The organism is Streptosporangium sandarakinum (assembly GCF_013409935.1).
Taxonomy (GTDB): domain Bacteria; phylum Actinomycetota; class Actinomycetes; order Streptosporangiales; family Streptosporangiaceae; genus Streptosporangium; species Streptosporangium nondiastaticum.
Genome location: NZ_JACCCO010000003.1, coordinates 453,570 through 470,503 on the forward strand (window position 1 = coordinate 453,570; position 16,934 = coordinate 470,503).

12 protein-coding genes and 1 pseudogene are annotated in these 16,934 nt (G+C 73.9%); 9 read left to right on the forward strand and 4 right to left on the reverse strand.

Going from position 1 to position 16,934, the window contains the following annotated elements:
* The first annotated feature begins 74 nt into the window (after positions 1–74).
* From HDA43_RS28460 to cutA, 6 genes and pseudogenes are all read left to right on the forward strand, one after another.
* Positions 75–1,640: a PucR family transcriptional regulator gene (locus HDA43_RS28460; protein WP_179827115.1), complete on the forward strand. Its 1,566-nt coding sequence runs from the start codon at positions 75–77 to the stop codon at positions 1,638–1,640.
* 10 nt (positions 1,641–1,650) lie between these two features.
* On the forward strand, positions 1,651–1,869 hold the full coding sequence (locus HDA43_RS28465; protein ID WP_179827118.1) for an RNA-binding S4 domain-containing protein: 219 nt from the start codon (positions 1,651–1,653) through the stop codon (positions 1,867–1,869).
* Positions 1,870–2,074: 205 nt separating this feature from the next.
* The gene (locus HDA43_RS28470) at positions 2,075–3,460 is read left to right on the forward strand and encodes a uracil-xanthine permease family protein (RefSeq protein WP_179827119.1); all 1,386 of its coding nucleotides are present in this window, start codon (positions 2,075–2,077) and stop codon (positions 3,458–3,460) included.
* Between the two features lie 196 nt (positions 3,461–3,656).
* A complete protein-coding gene (locus HDA43_RS28475) occupies positions 3,657–4,526 on the forward strand; it encodes an FAD binding domain-containing protein (protein WP_179827121.1) in 870 nt (289 codons plus the stop codon).
* A 122-nt stretch (positions 4,527–4,648) separates the two neighbouring features.
* Positions 4,649–5,125, forward strand: a pseudogene (locus HDA43_RS28480) ((2Fe-2S)-binding protein); the annotation flags it as partial.
* A gap of 158 nt (positions 5,126–5,283) precedes the next feature.
* A complete protein-coding gene (cutA, locus tag HDA43_RS28485) occupies positions 5,284–7,671 on the forward strand; it encodes an aerobic carbon-monoxide dehydrogenase large subunit (protein WP_179827123.1) in 2,388 nt (795 codons plus the stop codon).
* 106 nt (positions 7,672–7,777) lie between these two features.
* On the opposite strand, the gene HDA43_RS28490 is transcribed toward cutA, so the two are convergent.
* From HDA43_RS28490 to HDA43_RS28505, 4 genes are all read right to left on the reverse strand, one after another.
* Positions 7,778–9,226, reverse strand: coding sequence for an MFS transporter (locus HDA43_RS28490; RefSeq protein WP_312873584.1), 1,449 nt, complete (start codon positions 9,224–9,226; stop codon positions 7,778–7,780).
* A 253-nt stretch (positions 9,227–9,479) separates the two neighbouring features.
* On the reverse strand, positions 9,480–10,436 hold the full coding sequence (gene cydB, locus HDA43_RS28495) for a cytochrome d ubiquinol oxidase subunit II (RefSeq protein WP_179827125.1): 957 nt from the start codon (positions 10,434–10,436) through the stop codon (positions 9,480–9,482).
* 13 nt (positions 10,437–10,449) lie between these two features.
* Entirely contained in the window at positions 10,450–11,886 is a 1,437-nt protein-coding gene (locus HDA43_RS28500) for a cytochrome ubiquinol oxidase subunit I (RefSeq protein ID WP_179827127.1), read from the reverse strand.
* A 368-nt stretch (positions 11,887–12,254) separates the two neighbouring features.
* Positions 12,255–13,112 (reverse strand): polysaccharide deacetylase family protein, encoded by an 858-nt coding sequence (locus HDA43_RS28505; RefSeq protein WP_179827129.1) that lies wholly within the window; start codon positions 13,110–13,112, stop codon positions 12,255–12,257.
* A 367-nt stretch (positions 13,113–13,479) separates the two neighbouring features.
* Between HDA43_RS28505 and HDA43_RS28510 the strand changes: the two genes are divergently transcribed.
* From HDA43_RS28510 to HDA43_RS28520, 3 genes are all read left to right on the forward strand, one after another.
* Entirely contained in the window at positions 13,480–14,757 is a 1,278-nt protein-coding gene (locus HDA43_RS28510; RefSeq protein WP_246424745.1) for an SRPBCC family protein, read from the forward strand.
* Between the two features lie 9 nt (positions 14,758–14,766).
* Positions 14,767–15,936 (forward strand): zinc-dependent alcohol dehydrogenase, encoded by a 1,170-nt coding sequence (locus tag HDA43_RS28515; RefSeq protein ID WP_179827131.1) that lies wholly within the window; start codon positions 14,767–14,769, stop codon positions 15,934–15,936.
* Between the two features lie 233 nt (positions 15,937–16,169).
* Positions 16,170–16,904, forward strand: a complete 735-nt coding sequence (locus tag HDA43_RS28520; protein ID WP_179827132.1) for an SRPBCC family protein — start codon at positions 16,170–16,172, stop codon at positions 16,902–16,904.
* Positions 16,905–16,934 lie beyond the last annotated feature (30 nt).

The window sequence follows — 16,934 nt, forward strand, 5'->3', positions numbered from 1 at the left end:
ACGGGTAAAGATGCCAACGCTCGGCCGGAGAGTTGGCTCTTCCTGACAGGGGTCCCATCGGTCAGAATCAGCGCATGGAACCTCCCGTGCGGCCGGCGAGCACCGGAACGATCATCCACGGTGTCGCGGTCGGGGAGGTGCTGGGCGTCTCCGCGCTGGCCGGGGCGCGGCTGATCGCCGGGGAGCGCGGGCTGGGCCGGATCGTGCAGCGGCTCAACGTGATGGAGGTCCCCGACATCCTGGCCTGGGTCAAGCCGCACGAACTGCTGCTCACCACCGGCTACCCGCTGCGCAACACCCCGCAGTCGCTCGGCCGGCTGGTGGCCGACCTCGACGAGCGGGGCCTGGCGGCGCTCGCCGTCAAGCCGGGCCGTTACCTCGACCGGCTGCCCGCGGAGATGGCGGAGCAGGCCGACCGCCTGGGGTTCCCGCTGATCCGGCTCCCCGACGGCGTCGGGTTCGACGACATCCTCAACCAGGTCCTCACCGACATCCTCAACCGGCAGGCGGCGGTGCTGGCCCGCGCCGAGGAGGCCCACCGGGCGCTGGTGCAGGTCGTGCTGGCCGGCGGCGGCCTGCGGGAGGTGACGGCGGAGGTCGCCGGGCTGCTCGGGGTGGCGGTGGCCGTGCTCGACCGGGGCGACCGCACGCTCGCCGCCGCCGGGCCCGCCGAGTACCTGGCCGCGCTGCGCAGCGCCCCGGAGGGCAGCCGCACCTCCGTCCCCGTCGTCGCGGGCGGCCACCACCACGGCCGCATCGTCGCCTGCGGGCCGGTCGGCTCGATCGCCGGCAGCGACGTCGGCATTCTGGAACGTGCCGCCACGGTCGCCGCGCTGGTCGTGACCCGGCAGGAGGCGGTCAACGCGGTGGAGAGCAAGTATCGCGCCGACTTCCTGCGCGACGTGCTGACCGGCCGGGACGGCGATCCCGCCCGCGTCGCGGCGCGCGCCCGGACCTTCGGCTGGGAGCTGGAGCGCCCGGTCACCGTGCTGGTGGCCGAGCTCGACCCCGGCGGCGGCGACGAGCGCGCCGCCCAGGACCGCCTGCCGGCCTGCTGGGCCGCGGCGGTGCGCCGCCACGACCCGCGCGGCGCGGTGGCGGGTTTCTCCCACGAGGTCGTCGCCGTCGTGGACGCCGCCGCCGACGTCGCGCGCCTGGCCAAGGACGCCGCCGCGGCCTTCGCCGAGTGCGCGCCCGCGACCTTCTCCACGGGCGCCAGCCGTACCGCCCCGGCCGTCGAGGGGCTGCCCGACGCGTACGGCCAGGCGCTGAAGGCGGCCCGGGTGGGCCGGCAGCTCCACGGTCCCGGCGCGGTCGCCCACTTCGACCAGCTCGGCGTCTACCGCCTGCTGTCGCTGGTCGGCGACACCGGCGAGCTGCACGCCTTCGTCCGCGAGACCCTCGGCCCGCTCGCCTCCGACGACGACCCCGAGAACGCCGACCTGCGCCGGACCCTCCAGGTGCTGCTGGAGACCAACCTCAACGTCGCCGAGACGGCCCGCAGGCTGCACTTCCACTACAACACGCTGCGTTACCGGATCGGCAAGCTGGAGCGCATGCTGGGGGGCTTCACCGAGGACGCCCATCTGCGGCTGAACCTCACGCTGGCCCTGCACGTCCTGCGGATGCGCGGCATCTAGACTCTGGAGGGTGAACGAGACCTTCGAGCTGGAAACCGACTACATTCCGCTCTGCGACCTGCTGAAGTACTGCGCCGTCACCGACACCGGGGGCCAGGCCAAGCACTTCATCGCCGAGGGGAACGTCATGGTCGACGGTGAGGTCGAGACCCGCAAGACCCGCAAGATCCGCGGGGGTCAGGTCGTGACCGGCGACGGTTTCGAGATCCGGGTGGTCGCCGCCCGGTAAGGCCGCCACGGCCCGTTGGGCCCGCCGGGGGAGTGGGACGGCGGCCGGGATCCGGCTGCCGACCGGGATGATCGGTTTCGGCAGTTCGTGCCAGTGCGAGAAGTGACAGGGCGGGCCTAAGGTGCCCGCAGCGAACAGCTTGGGATTCGGGAGGGATGCCTACGGGGCGGCCACCGACCGACGGCCCGGTGAAAGGTAGGGCTTGATGGTTGCAGGTTGGACCAAGCACGGTGACGGCAGGCACCTGGCACCCGGCGAGGTGGTGCGACCGGACGAGCGGCTGTCGTGGCCACGGATGATCGGATTCGGGGCCCAGCACGTCGTCGCGATGTTCGGCGCCACGTTCGTCTTCCCTCTCGTCATGGGGCTCGACCCCAACGTCGCCATCATGTTCTCGGGCGTGGCGACGATCATGTTCCTGCTCATCGTGCGCGGGAAGATCCCCAGCTACCTCGGCAGCAGCGCCTCGTTCGTGGGCGGCGTGCTGGCCATCCGGGCGCTGTACGGCGGCGACACCCCGGCCGGCGACGCGGTCGTCACCGGGGCGATCCTGCTGGTCGGCCTGGTGCTGGCCCTGGTGGGCCTGGCCATCCACTTCGTCGGCGTGCAGATCATCCACCGGGTGTTCCCGCCGGTCGTCACCGGCGGCGTCGTCATGCTGATCGGGTTCGGCCTGGCCTACGTCGTCGCCGACGTCTACTGGCCCAGCGACCAGTGGATCGCGCTGATCACCATGGTCGTCACGTTTCTGATCATCGTGGCGTTCCGCGGGTTCATCGGGCGGATCGGCATCCTCCTCGGGCTGGTCATCGGCTTCGTGCTGTCCTGGGCGGCCGACCGCGTCCTCGGCGACATCACCGCCTACAACGCCGGGACCGGGAAGATCGACACCCACCCCCGGGTGAACCTCGACGCGGTGGCGAGCGCCGACTGGATCGGCCTGCCGAACATGCACCTGCCCGACATCAAGGTCTCGGCCGCGCTGCTGGTGCTGCCCGCGGTGATCGCGCTGATCGCCGAGAACGTCGGCCACGTCAAGGCGGTCGGCGAGATGACCGGCACCGACGTCGACCCCTACCTGGGCCGGGCGATCGCCGCCGACGGCGTCACCACCGTGGTCGCCACCGCCTTCGGCGGCTCCCCGACCACCACCTACGCCGAGAACATCGGCGTCATGGCCGCCACCCGGGTCTACTCCACGGCCGCCTACTACATCGCGGCCGTCATCGCGATCCTCTTCGGCCTGTGCCCGAAGTTCGGCGCGCTGGTGGCGGCCACCCCGAACGGCGTGCTCGGCGGCATCACGGTGATCCTCTACGGCATGATCGGCCTGCTCGGCGCGAAGATCTGGATCGAGAACCGCGTCGACTTCTCCAACCCGATCAACATGGTTCCGATCGGGGCGGGCATCATCCTCGCCATCGGCCCGGTCAAGCAGATGTTCGGCTCCGACTTCGCGCTGGAGGGCATCGCCCTGGGCACCATCGTCGTCGTGGGCGGCTACCACCTGCTGCGGGTCGTCTCCCGGCAGAGCGGGGCCGCGGAGGCCCCGGCGGAGGGGGCCGGGCAGACCCGGGAGGCATCGGGATGACGGACGGGCGCCGCGGATCCCGGGCCGGACGGCCGGGCGGGAGTGACCTCGGGGTGACGGCCGGACACGGCCGGTCCCGGGCCGGACGGCCGGGCGGGAGAGGCCCCGGGCCGACGGCCGGGCATGGCCGGTCCCGGGCCGGACGGCCGGGCGCGGGAAGCCCCGGGCCGAACGTGCGGACGCGGGGGATACCTGGATGAAGCCGCCCCCGTTCGAGTACCACGCCCCCCGTTCCGTCGCCGAGGCGATGGAGGTCCTGGCCGCGGCCGGACCGGAGGGCAAGGTGCTCGCGGGAGGCCAGAGCCTGATCCCCCTGCTGAACATGCGGCTGGCCGCCCCCGGTCACCTCGTCGACGTCAACCGGCTCACCGGGCTGGACACGGTCGAGGTCGAACCGGGGGGCGTGCGGGTCGGCGCGCTGGCCAGGCACGCCCGCGTGGAGCGGTCGGCCGGGGCGGCCGCCGCCCAGCCGCTGCTGCGCCAGGCGCTGCGGCTGGTCGCCCACCCGGTGATCCGCAACCGGGGCACGGTCGTCGGCAGCCTGGTGCACGCCGACCCCGCCGCCGAGCTGCCCGCGGTGCTGGCCCTCCTCGGCGGTTCGGTACGGCTGGCCCGGCCCGGCGCGGTCCGCGACGTCCCGGCCGCCGGTTTCTTCACCGGCCCCCTGGAGTCGGCCGCCGAGCCGGGCGAGCTGGCCCTCTCGGCGTTCTTCCCCGCCCTCGGCCCGCGCTGCGGCACCGCCTTCCACGAGGTGGCGCGGCGGCACGGCGACTACGCCCTGGCCGGGGTCGCGGCGCTGGTCCGCCTGGACGACGGCCTGCGCGTCACCACCGCCCGGGCGGTGTGCGTGAGCGCGGGCCCGGTCCCGGTCGTGGTGGACGTCACCGGCCACGCCTGCGCGGACGGCTGGGCCGCGGCGGCGCGGGACGTGGCGAAGCGGGTCGAGCCGGAGGACGACATCCACGCGAGCGCGGCCTACCGGCGGCACCTGACCGGCGTCCTGGCCGAGCGGGCGCTGCGGGAGGCGGCGGCGTCCGCGGCGGGCGACGTGGGTACGAGGCGGTGAACGGGCCGTACGGCCCGGCGGACGGCGCGACGGGCGTGATGGGCGGGACGGGCGGCGCGGCGGCCGGGAGACGGTGAGCCCGGCCCCGGACGCGGCGACGAGCGGTGAGGAGCGGTGAGCCGATGACGAACATCGCGGTCACACTGACCGTGAACGGGGTGGTCCGGCGGGCCGAGGTGCCCGGAAGGCGGCTGCTGTCCGACTGCCTGCGCCACGACCTCGGCCTGACCGGCACCCACGTCGGGTGCGAGCACGGGGTCTGCGGCTGCTGCACCGTGCTGCTGGACGGCGAGCCGGTGCGTTCCTGCCTGACGCTGGCCGCCACCGCCGACGGCCACGAGATCACCACGGTGGAGGGGCTGGCCGGGCCGGACGGGGAGCCGTCGCCGGTGCAGCGGGCCTTCGCCGAGTGCCACGGCCTGCAGTGCGGCTTCTGCACCCCGGGCTTCCTGTGCACGGTCACCGCCCTGCTGCGCGACAACCCGGCGCCGAGCGAGGAGGAGGTGCTGGAGGGGCTCTCCGGCAACCTCTGCCGCTGCACGGGCTACCAGAACATCGTCAGGTCCGTCCGCCGCGCCGCCGAGCTCATCGCCGGGGAGGACGACGGCGGCCCGGCCGGGTGGCCGTCCGGGCCGGTCCGGACGTCCGGGGACGCCGAAGACACCGGCCATGCCGGGCCCGCCGGGGACGCCGAAGGTGCCGGGCGTGCCGGGATCGCCGGGGGCGCGACCGGGGAGCGCGCCGGGGCGGAGGGGGCATGACGACCAGGCTGTTCGGCGAGCCGGTGCCGCGCCGCGAGGACCCGCGCCTGCTCACCGGGCGGGGCCGCTATCTGGACGACCTCGGCGCGGGCGCGCTGGAGGCGGCCTTCGTCCGCTCCCCGCACGCTCATGCCCGCATCCTCGACATCGACGTCTCCGCGGCGATCGAGGTCGAGGGACTGGTGGCGATCTACACCTGGGAGGACCTGCCGGAGGAGGTCGGCGCGCCGCTGCCGCTGCTCATCCCGCATCCGGCGCTGACCCACGGCCGCACCGCCCGCCCGCTGGCCCGCGACGTCGTACGGCACGTCGGCGAGCCGGTCGTGATGGTCGTCGCCCGCGACCGCTACCTCGCCGAGGACGCCTGCGCGCTCATCCGGGTCGACTACGAGCCCGCCGAGGCCGTCGTCGGCGTGGAGACGGCGACGCGCTCGGCCCGGCTCGTCCACGACGACGTGCCGGGCAACGTCGGCGCGCACCTGGTGCAGGAGGTGCCCTCGGCGGCCGGGCTCGGCGCCCGTGAGGCGATCGATGCCGCCCCGCACACCCTGTCCTTCCGCCTCGACATCGAGCGCAGCGCCTCCATGCCGCTGGAGGGCCGCGGGGTCTACGCCCGGTGGGACGCCGACGACCGCTCCCTGCGGATCTACTCCAGCACCCAGACCTCCACCAGCGTCCGGATGGCGGTCGCGGCCCGGCTGGGCCTGCCGCTGACCAAGGTCGAGGTCATCGCCCCCGACGTGGGCGGCGGGTTCGGCGTCAAGATCGTCCATCCGTGGCCGGAGGAGGTCCTCGTCCCCTGGGCCGCCATGCTGCTCGGCCGCGAGGTCAAGTGGACCGAGGACCGGCGCGAGCACTTCGTCTCCTCCGCCCACGAGCGGGCCCAGGTGCAGCACGTGCGGGTCGGCTTCGACGACGCCGGCCGGGTGCTGGGCCTGGACGTGACGATCCTGCACGACCACGGGGCCTACACGCCGTACGGGATCATCGTGCCGATCATCACCGCCACCCAGCTTCCGGGCCCGTACCGGATCGGCGCCTACCGGGTCGAGTTCTCCTCCGTCTACACCAACACCGTGCAGGTCACGCCGTACCGGGGGGCGGGCCGCCCCCAGGCGGCCTTCTGCATGGAGCGGACCATGGACCGCATCGCCGCCCACCTCGGCCTGGACCGTACGGCGGTGCGCGAGGCGAACTTCATCCAGCCGGACGAGTTCCCCTACGACCAGGGCCTGACCTTCCAGGACGGCCGCCCGCTGATCTACGACAGCGGCGACTACCCCGAGTCGCTGCGGATGCTCAAGGAGCTCATCGGCTGGGACTCCTTCGGCGAGCTCAGGGCCCGCGCCGCGGCCGAGGGGCGGCGGCTCGGCATCGGGCTCGGCTGCTACGTGGAGGGCACCGGCGTCGGCCCCTACGAGGGCGGCCACGTCCAGATCACCTCCGACGGCCGGGTGCACGTCTCCACCGGCCTGACCTCCCAGGGGCAGGGCCACGAGACCGCGTTCGCCCAGATCGCCGCGGCCGAGCTGGGAGTGCCGCTGGAGCGGGTCTCGGTGGTCACCGGCGACACCCGCAGGTTCGGCTACGCGGTCGGCACGTTCGCCTCGCGGGCCGCGGTGATGAGCGGCAACGCGATCGCGCTGGCCTGCCGCAGGGTGCGGGAGAAGGCGCTGCGGATCGCCGCCGACGCGCTGGAGGCCGACCCGGGCGACCTGGAGATCGTCGACGGCGAGGTCCGGGTGGCCGGCACGCCCGGCGTGGCCGTGCCGCTGGCCACGGTGGCGGTGCTGGCCAACCCGCTGCGCTACGCCTTCGACGCCGAGGCGGCCCGCGCCACCCAGTTCGCCGGGACGCCCTCCCCGGACCGGCCGCCGGTGGCCGAGGGGGAGGAGCCGGGGCTGGAGGGACGCGACTACTACTCGCCGGTCCGCTCGACCTTCGCCTCCGGCATGCACGCGGCGATCGTCGAGACCGACCCGCTGACCGCCGAGATCCGCGTCCTGCGCTACGCCGTCGTCCACGACTGCGGCAACCTGGTCAACCCGATGATCGTCGAGGGGCAGATCCACGGCGGCGTCGCCCAGGGAGTGGGCGGCGCGCTGTACGAGCGCATGGTCTACGACGAGCACGGGCAACTGCTGAACGCCTCGTTCATGGACTTCCTGATGCCCTACGTCACCGAGGTGCCGCGGATCGAGACCGCGCACCTGCGGACCCCGTCCCCGCTGAACCCCCTGGGCATCAAGGGCGCCGGGGAGGCCGGGGTCATCCCGGTGTCGGCGGTGATCGCCTCGGCGGTGGAGGACGCCGAGGGCATCCGGATCGACCGGATGCCGATCTCCCCGTCGGAGCTGTTCGACCTGCGCCGCGCGGCCGGCTGAGCCGCGCCGTACCGTTCCGCCTCGCGCCGTACGGCCCGAGCCGTCCGGGCCGCCCGCCTCGCGCCGTACGGGCCGCGGGCAGGGGCGCGGGAGCGGGGGAGCGGCGTCAGGAGTCGCCCGCGGGGCCCGGCCGGGGCCCGGCGTCGTCCCGGGCGGGGCCCGGGTCGCCGTCCGGCGCGGGGTCCGGCGCGGGGCCGGAGGCGGGGTCGTCCGCCGGGACGGGCCGCTCGGTCACCGGGATCCCGGTCGCCGCCTCTCCGATCAGCGGAACCTCCGCCGCCGCCTCCCCGGCCGCCTGGCCCTCCGTCCCGGGCCCGTCCGGGTCGGGGGCCGGCGGCAGGTCGCGCATGGTGCGCAGCGGGGAGAGCACCGGCGGCACCACCGCCAGCACGGTGATCCCCACGACCACCCACAGCGTGGCGCGGGCGCCGAACTGCTCGCCCAGCAGACCGCCGGCCAGGCCGCCGAGGGGCAGCGTGCCCCACACCAGGAAGCGCATGGTGGCGTTCATCCGGCCGAGCATGCGCTCGGGGGTGACGCTCTGGCGGAAGGTGACCTGGCCGACGTTGTAGAGCACCACGCCGATCGACTGGACGAACGCGCCGATCGCGAACAGCGAGATCCGCCAGCCGGGCTCGGTCAGCGGCACCAGGGCGGTGAACGGCGTCGTCACCATGATGGACAGCCAGATGATCCGGGCCGAGCCGACCCGGCGGCTCATCGGTCCCACGAGCGCCGCGCCGGTCAGGCCGCCGACGGACACCACCGAGAACAGCACGCCGATCGCGCCGGGGGACAGGCCGATCACCCGGGTCAGGAAGATCATCTCGACGGCGGCCATCATGCCGTTGGCGAGGTTCGCCAGGGCGGTGGAGGCGGCGATCAGCCGCAGGATGCGGTGGGAGGCCACGTATCGCAGGCCCTCGCCGATCTCCTTCAGCAGCCCCCGCCGCTCGCTGCGGTCCGGCACCTGCTCGGTGGCGTCGATCCGCCCCAGCATCAGCGCCGAGCCCAGGAAGCTGACGGCGTCCAGCACCACCGCGATCGGCGCGGTGAGCAGCTGGATCAGTCCGCCGCCGACGGCCGGGCCGGCGATCTGCGCCGAGTTGCGGACGATCTCCAGCTTGGCGTTGCCGTCCATCAGACGGTCCCTGCCGACCAGGCTCGGCAGGTAGCTCTGGTAGGCGACGTCGAAGAAGACCGTGGCCAGGCCCGAGCCGAGCGCCACGATGTACAGCTGGAGCAGGCTCAGCCCGCCGAACCACCAGGCGAGCGGCACCGAGGCCAGCAGCACGGCCCGGACCAGGTCGGCGGAGACCAGGATCCGCCGGCGCGGCATCCGGTCCACCCACACCCCGGCCGGCAGCCCGACAAGCAGGAAGGCCGCCGTCTGCGCGGCGGCCAGCAAGCCGGTCTCGAACTCGCTCGCGTGCAGCGCGAGCACCGCGACCAGTGGCAGTGCGAGGTTGCTGACCTGCGTGCCGACCTGGCTGATCGTGTCCGCTCCGAACAGGAGCGAGAAGTTCCGGTGCCGGAACAGACTGGGGGTGGTCACCGAGGCATGTTTGCGATCTTTTCACTGGAAGTCAATGCCTCTGTTTCCCAACTCCACCGGCCGGAGAATGTCAGATCTCACAGTGATAACGGCGGCCGTCGCGGGCACGGAAGCGACCACGGCCGCGGTGGCGGCCGTGGTCACGGTGTTCCGGCGCGGGGCCGGTGGGACGGCGGGCGGGGAGGACGGCGCGCCGCCCGCTGTCAGGACGCCCGGGCCCGGGCGGCCCCGCCGGGGGGCTCAGGCCCGGGTCTCAGACTCCGGCCCGGGCCTCGGGACGGGAGACCTCGGCGACCAGGCGCTTGCGGAACACCCAGTAGGTCCACCCCTGGTATCCGAGCACGAACGGCAGCGCGATCAGGCCGATCCAGGTCAGCATGCCCAGCGTGTAGGGGCCCGAGGCGGCCTCGGCGACGGTCATGCCCGGCATGGGGGCCGCGGACAGGGTGGTGAACAGCGCGGCGCCGGTCAGGACGATGGCGGAGGCGGTGGCGGTGAACGCCCAGCCGTCCCTGCCCCGCCAGGTCAGTGCGACCCCCGCGGCCAGGACGGCGACCGCGGCCAGCGCGCACGCCCACGGCCACGGCGCCGCGGCCCAGCCGGTGCCCGCCGGGGGGATGCCCGGCAGTGCCACCACGGCGGCGGGCAGCGCCACCGCCGAGGCGGCCATCGCGGCGCGGCGGGCGCGGGCCCGCACCGGGCCGGTGGTCTTCAGGGCGACGAAGACCGCGCCGTGCAGGGCGAACAGCGAGAGCGAGAGGACGCCGCCGACCAGCGCGGCGATCGCGCTGCCCCGCAGCAGGTCGGCGAAGACGGCGCCCCACAGGAAGGCGGGGAGCGCGCTGCCGGCCACGATGCCCAGGTCGCACCAGCGGCGGTCCGCGGCGTGGTGCACCTTGCCCCGCCACTCCAGGCCGACGCCGCGCACGATCAGCCCGACCAGGACCAGCATGAGCGGCAGGTAGAACTCGCTGAGCAGGCCGGCGTACCAGGCGGGGAACGCGGCGAACATCGCGCCGACCGCGGTGATCAGCCACACCTCGTTGCCGTCCCAGACCGGGCCGATGGTGCCGAGCACCTGCCTGCGCTCGGCCTCGTTCCGCGACAGCGCCGGGGACAGCATGCCGACGCCGAAGTCGAAGCCCTCCAGGACGAAGAAGCCGGTCCACAGGAAGGCGATGACGATGAACCAGAAGGTCGTCAGTTCCATGTGCGTTGTCCGCTCAGTACATCAGGGTCGGCTGGAGCAGGGCGGTGCGGTCCTCGTCGCCGTCGCGCGAGGGAGGCGTGAGGGGGCCGGGGGTGGCGGGCTCGGGCCCCGCCTTGATGTGACGGACCAGCAGTACGGCCTCGGCCAGGGCGAGCGCGCCGTACAGGGCCGTGAAGACCGCCAGGGAGATGGCGACCTCGGTGAGGCTGACGCCGGGGGAGACGCTCGCGGCGGTGAGCAGCTCGCCCTGGACGACCCAGGGCTGGCGGCCGATCTCGCCGAGCAGCCAGCCGGCGGTCATCGCGAGGGTCGGCAGCGGCAGGGCCAGCAGGCAGGCGCGGGCGAACCAGGCGGGCAGCGGGCGCGGGCGCGGGTCGCGGCGGCGCCGGCGGGTCAGCCACAGGCCGAGGACCGACAGGGCCACGGTCGCCATGCCGAAGACGATCATGACGCGGAAGGACCAGTAGACGACGGGCAGGTTGGGGATGTAGTCGGCCGGGCCGAACTGCTGGGCGTAGGCGGCCTGCAGGTCGTCGGTGCCCCGGATGACGGCGTCGACGTCGCCGGTGGCCAGGAAGCTGAGCACGTTGGGCAGTTCGACTCCGGGCACGGGGGAGAACGGCGCGCCCGCCGTGCTGTGCCGGAGCCCTTCGGCGGCGGCCAGCTTCATCGGCTGCTGCTCGTTCAGGAGCTTGGCGGACGTGTCGCCGGTGAAGGCGACGACGACGCCGGCGACCGCCGTCATGACCAGCGCGGCGCGCATCGGCGTGCGCCACATGCTCTCCTGGCCGCGCCGCACGGGGACGGTGCGGTCGGGGTCGAGGCGCCGCTCGCGCAGGATGCGGTAGCCGCAGACGGCCAGCACGAACCCGCCGGCGACGATGAACGCGGCGCCGACCACGTGGGGCACCTGGGCGAGGGCGGTGGGGTTGGTGAGCACGGCCCACAGGTCCGTCATGCGGGCCCGGCCGCCGACCACCTCGTAGCCGACCGGGTGCTTCATCCAGGCGTTGGCGGCGAGGATGAAGTAGGCCGAGAGGTTGGAGCCGATCACCGCCGCCCAGAGGGTGGCGAGATGGACGCGCTTGGGAAGCCGGTCCCACCCGAAGATCCACAGGCCCAGGAACGTCGACTCCAGGAAGAACGCCAGCAGCGCCTCCAGCGCCAGCGGGGCGCCGAAGACGTCGCCGACGAAGACGGAGTACTCACTCCAGTTCATCCCGAACTGGAACTCCTGCACGATGCCGGTCACCACGCCCATCGCGAAGTTGATCAGGAAGAGCTTCCCGAAGAACTTGGTGAGTGTCAGGTAGCGCTCCTGACCGGTGCGGTGCCAGGCGGTCTGCAGACCGGCCACGAAGACACCCAGGCCGATGGTCAGGGGTACGAAAAGAAAGTGGTAGACGGTGGTGATTCCGAACTGCCACCGCGCCAGGTCCAGTGCGTCCATCTTCCCCTCACGGGTCAAAGCTCTACAAGCCGTAGTGCTACCCCTAGTAGTACTACAAGCTGTAGAGCAAGGAAGGGCGCCGACGCCGCGAGCTGGTGCGATCTTCGTCACATGGCCCGGCCCGGACCGCACTCCGGACCGGGCCGAGATCGCCCCCTCCGGCCCGCGGCGCCGGTCGTCCCCTGCGTGACGCCGGGGAACCGTTCCCCGGCGGCCCGGCGGGACGGGACCGCTGCCCCGTTCGCCGGACGCGCCCCGGGCCGCAGGGCCCCGAGGACGCGCCGGGTCCATGCTGGCGCCGCGGGGGCGGGCGGCGCGTCAGCCGCCCGGGGGACTTCCGGGTACACCGGTCGGTGGACCCCGGGGGATCAGGGCCGGCGGCCCGCGGCCTCCAGGTAGGCGTGGAGGTTGCCGAGCTCGAAGCCCCGGCGCTGGATCTTCCTGACCAGGACGCGGAAGTCGCGGGACAGGTTCGGCCGGAAGTGCAGCAGCAGCACGTCGCCGGGGCGGAGCTTCTTGTCCGGCACCTGGTAGGCGATCTTCCCGCCCGGCTGCACGGTCGCCGTCCAGAGCAGCAGCGCGTCCATGCCGCACGCCTTGGCCGCCCTGCGCGTCAGGGTGTTGAAGCTGCCGAACGGCGGGCGGAACAGCCTGGGCGCCTCGCCGACGTGCCGGCGGACCAGCTTGGCGGTGTCGCAGATCTCCGCCTTCTGCCGCTCGTAGCCGAGCGTGGGCATGTTGGGATGGGTCAGCGTGTGGTCCTCGATCGTCGCCCCCGCCTCACGCAGGTCGCGCACGTAGTCCCACTTCCCGGCGCCGAGGTACCTGCCTCCCTGGGCGGTCGGGTCGGTCGCGCCCCTGGCCTCGACGGCGTCGCGGGTGACGAAGGCCGCGATCGGGATGCGCTGCTCGCGGACCTGCGCCAGGAACCCGGGGTCCTGCTCCCAGCCGTCGTCGATGGTGAGGAAGACGACCTTCCGCTTGGTCGGGATGGAGCTGATCACGGGCGGCAGCCCGTCGGCGGGCGTGGGGATCCGGTCCACCTCGCCCGGCTCGGGCAGCGCCCCGGGCGGCCCGGAGGGGGACGGCGAGGCGGACTCGGCGGGGGAGGAGGCGCGGGCGGCGCTCTCCCGGTCGCCCGACGCGCCGCCGCCCGCGCCCGTGTTCTCCTGGCCGCAGCCCGTGCTCGCCGTCACGACCGCGAGCGCGACCGCCGCCCCGGCCATCCATGATCTCCCCGATGCCATGGCGCACCATCCTGCCAGGGGCCGGGGACCGGTCGTCACAGAAATGGCCATATGAGGCATTTATCGGAAATGAGGGATTACGTCTCCCGGAGGGGCCGGCCGGCGCCGGCGGAGAGTCCGGCGATGTTGGGATCTCCTGACCCATTCCGGGCCGGGGCATCAGCGTCTTCCCATGTCAGGAGGGGTAATACCTGCGGTTACCGGGAGGTTCGCCACCGGCCGTTCCCGCCTGCCGGGCCGCGCCGGACGGTGGCCGTGCCGGAGCGGTCCGGCCGCCGGAAGCGGCCGCGGGGCCGCGCCGCCGGTGGACCGGGATCGGAGAAGCGACCAGCCATGTGAGGACCATATGACCCATGAAGATCAGCACACCGCCGACCCTCTCGCCCGCGTGCTGGGCTGGGCCGGCCTCGGCCTCGGCCTGGCGCACATCGTCGCGCCGAAGACCGCCGGCCGGGTCTACCGGAGGCTGGCGCCGACGGGTGGGCGGGAGTTCATCCAGGCCATGCCGATGATGGGCGGAACGTCCGGCCGCGGCCTGCGGCGGAGGCTCATGCCCACCGGCGGCCGGGAGTTCCTGTACGCGATCCCGTCACCGGGAGCGGGAGGCAGGCTCCGCGGGCTGCCGATGGCGGGCGGCCGGGGGCTTCCCCGCGGGCTGCGGCGGGCGCTGGCTCCGACCGGCGGGCGGGAGTTCCTGCACGTGATCCCGACGCCCGGGGCGCGGGACCTGCTCCACATGACGCCGCCCGGCACCGGCCGGGGCATCACCGGCCGGATCCGTACGATGCTGGCGCCGACCGGCCGGCGGGAGTTCCTGCACGTGATCCCGTACCCGGGAGGCCGCGGGCACGCCCACGGGATGGGGGACCACCACCGCATGGGCGGCATGAGGCGCATGATGGCGCCGGGCCGCGGCATGGGCGGCATGACGCGGCTGATGTCGTCGGGCCGCATGAGGGCCGGCCGGGGCCGGCGCGGCGGCGCGGGCGGCCGCATCGGGGCCCTCACGGCGGCCACCGGGCTCGCCGCCGCCGTGTACGCCGCGGCGCGGATCGGCCGGCGCGGCACGATCACCCGGGAGCAGCAGGGCCGTGAACTGGGTGAACGGGTCCGGGACCTGCGGGCGGCGGTGACGATCAACCAACCTCGCGAGGAGGTGTACCGGTACTGGCGGGACTTCGGGCACCTTCCGCGGTTCATGACGCATCTGGAGTCGGTGGAGGTGACCGGGGACGGGCGGTCGCACTGGACGGCGCGGGGACCGGCGGGCAAGAGCGTGCAGTGGGACGCGGAGATCACCGAGGACCGCCCGGGCGAGCTGATCTCGTGGCGGTCCACGGGACGGGCGACGGTCCCCAACAGCGGGACGGTGCGGTTCGCCGACGCCCCGGGCGGGCGGGGCACCGAGGTGCGGGTGAGCCTGCGGTACGACCCGCCGGGCGGCAAGGCGGGACTCGCGCTTGCCCGGCTGCTGGGTGAGCACCCCGAGCAGCAGGTCCGCGACGACCTGCGCCGGTTCAAGCAGGTCATGGAGACCGGGGAGGTGGTGCGGTCCGAAGGCAGCCCGGAGGGCACCCGCGCGCTCCGGCAGGCCGTACAGCGTCCCGCCCAGCCGGTGGGGTGAGGGGGAGACATGAAAGCCACATGCTGGATGGGCCGAAACACCGTCGAGGTCCGGAACGTCCCGGACCCGGGGATCGTCAACGCCCGCGACGCCGTCGTCCGCGTCACCTCGACCGCGATCTGCGGCTCGGACCTGCACCTGTACGACGGGTACGTGCCGACGATGAAGAAGGGCGACATCCTCGGCCACGAGTTCATGGGCGAGGTGGTGGAGGTGGGCCCGCAGGTGCGGAACCTGAGGGTCGGCGACCGGGTGGTCGTCCCCTTCCCGATCGCCTGCGGCAACTGCCTGTCCTGCCAGAACGGCATGTACTCGGTGTGCGAGAACTCCAACCCCAACGCGGGCGTGGCGGAGAGGCTCATGGGCCACTCCCCGGCGGGGATCTTCGGCTACTCGCACATGCTCGGCGGCTACGCCGGGGGCCAGGCGGAGTACGCCCGGGTGCCCTTCGCCGACGTGGGGCCGATCAAGGTCGAGGACGGCCTGCCGGACGAGAAGGTGCTGTTCCTGTCCGACATCCTGCCCACCGGCTGGATGGGCGCGGAGATGTGCGACATCAAGCCCGGCGACGTCATCGCCATCTGGGGGGCCGGCCCGGTCGGCCAGCTCGCGGCCGTCAGCGCCCGCCTGATGGGCGCCGAGCGGGTCATCTGCATCGACCGCCTCCCCTACCGGCTGCACCACGCCGAGCGCGCGGGCGCCGAGACGCTCAACTACGAGGAGGTCGACGTCCTGGAGGCGCTGCAGGACATGACCGCCGGCCGCGGCCCGGACGCCTGCATCGACGCCGTCGGCATGGAGGCCCACCACGGCAACCCGGCCATGTACGCCTACGACCGCACCAAGCAGGCGACCCGCCTGGAGACCGACCGGCCGTACGCCCTGCGCCAGGCGATCCTGGCCTGCCGCAACGGCGGGACCGTCTCGGTGATCGGCGTCTACGGCGGCTTCGTCGACAAGTTCCCGATGGGCGCGATCATGAACCGGTCGCTGACCCTGAGGGCCGGCCAGTGCCACGTGCAGCGGTACATGAGGCCGCTGATGGACCGGATCCGCCACGGCGACATCGATCCCAGCTTCGTGATCAGCCACCGCATGCGGCTGGAGGACGCCCCGCACGCCTACGAGATGTTCAAGAACAAGGAGAACGAGTGCAACAAGGTCGTCCTGACCACCTAACGCTCTGACCTGGGCCCACCGGCCCGGCGAGAAGGTCCCGGCCACGACGCCGGGCGCTCCCGGCCGGTGGGCCCCCGCCTGCCGGCGCGCGCCGGGCCGGCGGACCGCCGCCGATCGCCCGCCACGCCGACGGCACATGTCGCCCTACCGGCGCGGCGGGCGGATGCCTACAGTGCTGGGTTGACGTCCTCCCCACGGCTGAGGCCCGGGGTCTCCGCGCCGGAAGGAACCTGATGAAGGTCGCAGGCAGTGCCGTGCTCGGCATCGACAGGGACCGCGTGTGGTCCGCGCTCCAGGACCCGGCCGTGCTCGTGCGCACGATCCCGGGCTGCGAGCGCCTGGAGGAGACGGGGCCCGGCGCCTACCGGATGACGGTCACCGCCGGGGTCGCCTCGATCAAGGGCGTCTACCAGGGGGAGGTGACGCTGACCGAGCCCGACGCGCCGAAGCGGTTCGTGCTCCGGGCCCGGGGGCAGGGCGCCCCCGGCACGGTCGACGCCACCGTCGAGATCCGCCTCAGCGACGCCGGGGACGGCACCAGGGTCGACTACGACGCCGAGGCGGTGGTCGGCGGCATGATCGGGGGCGTCGGCCAGCGCATGCTCGGCTCGGTGGCGAAGAAGACCGCGGGCGAGTTCTTCTCCGCCGTCGAAGGCCACCTCTCCGCCGCCGCGGAGGTCCCCGCCGCTCCCGCGACCGGGGCCGCCGGAGCCGCCGGGGCCACCGGGGCTGTGGCGGCCGTCCCGGGGACCGTCGCGGTCCCCGCCCAGGCCGGCCCGGCGACCCTCACCGAAGAGGCGGCTTCGGCCGGGCCGCGGGTCTACGAGCGTCCCGCCGTCCGGCCCGCCCCGCGATCCGCCGCGGCCGGCCCCGCCTGGCCGGTCCTCGCCGCCTTCGGGATGGGCGCCGGGGTGGCGCTCGGCAGCGCGGTGATCGGCTGGCTGCTGGGCCGCGCCGGCCGCCGCTGAGCCGTGCCCGGCGGGGCCTCATGTCCCGGT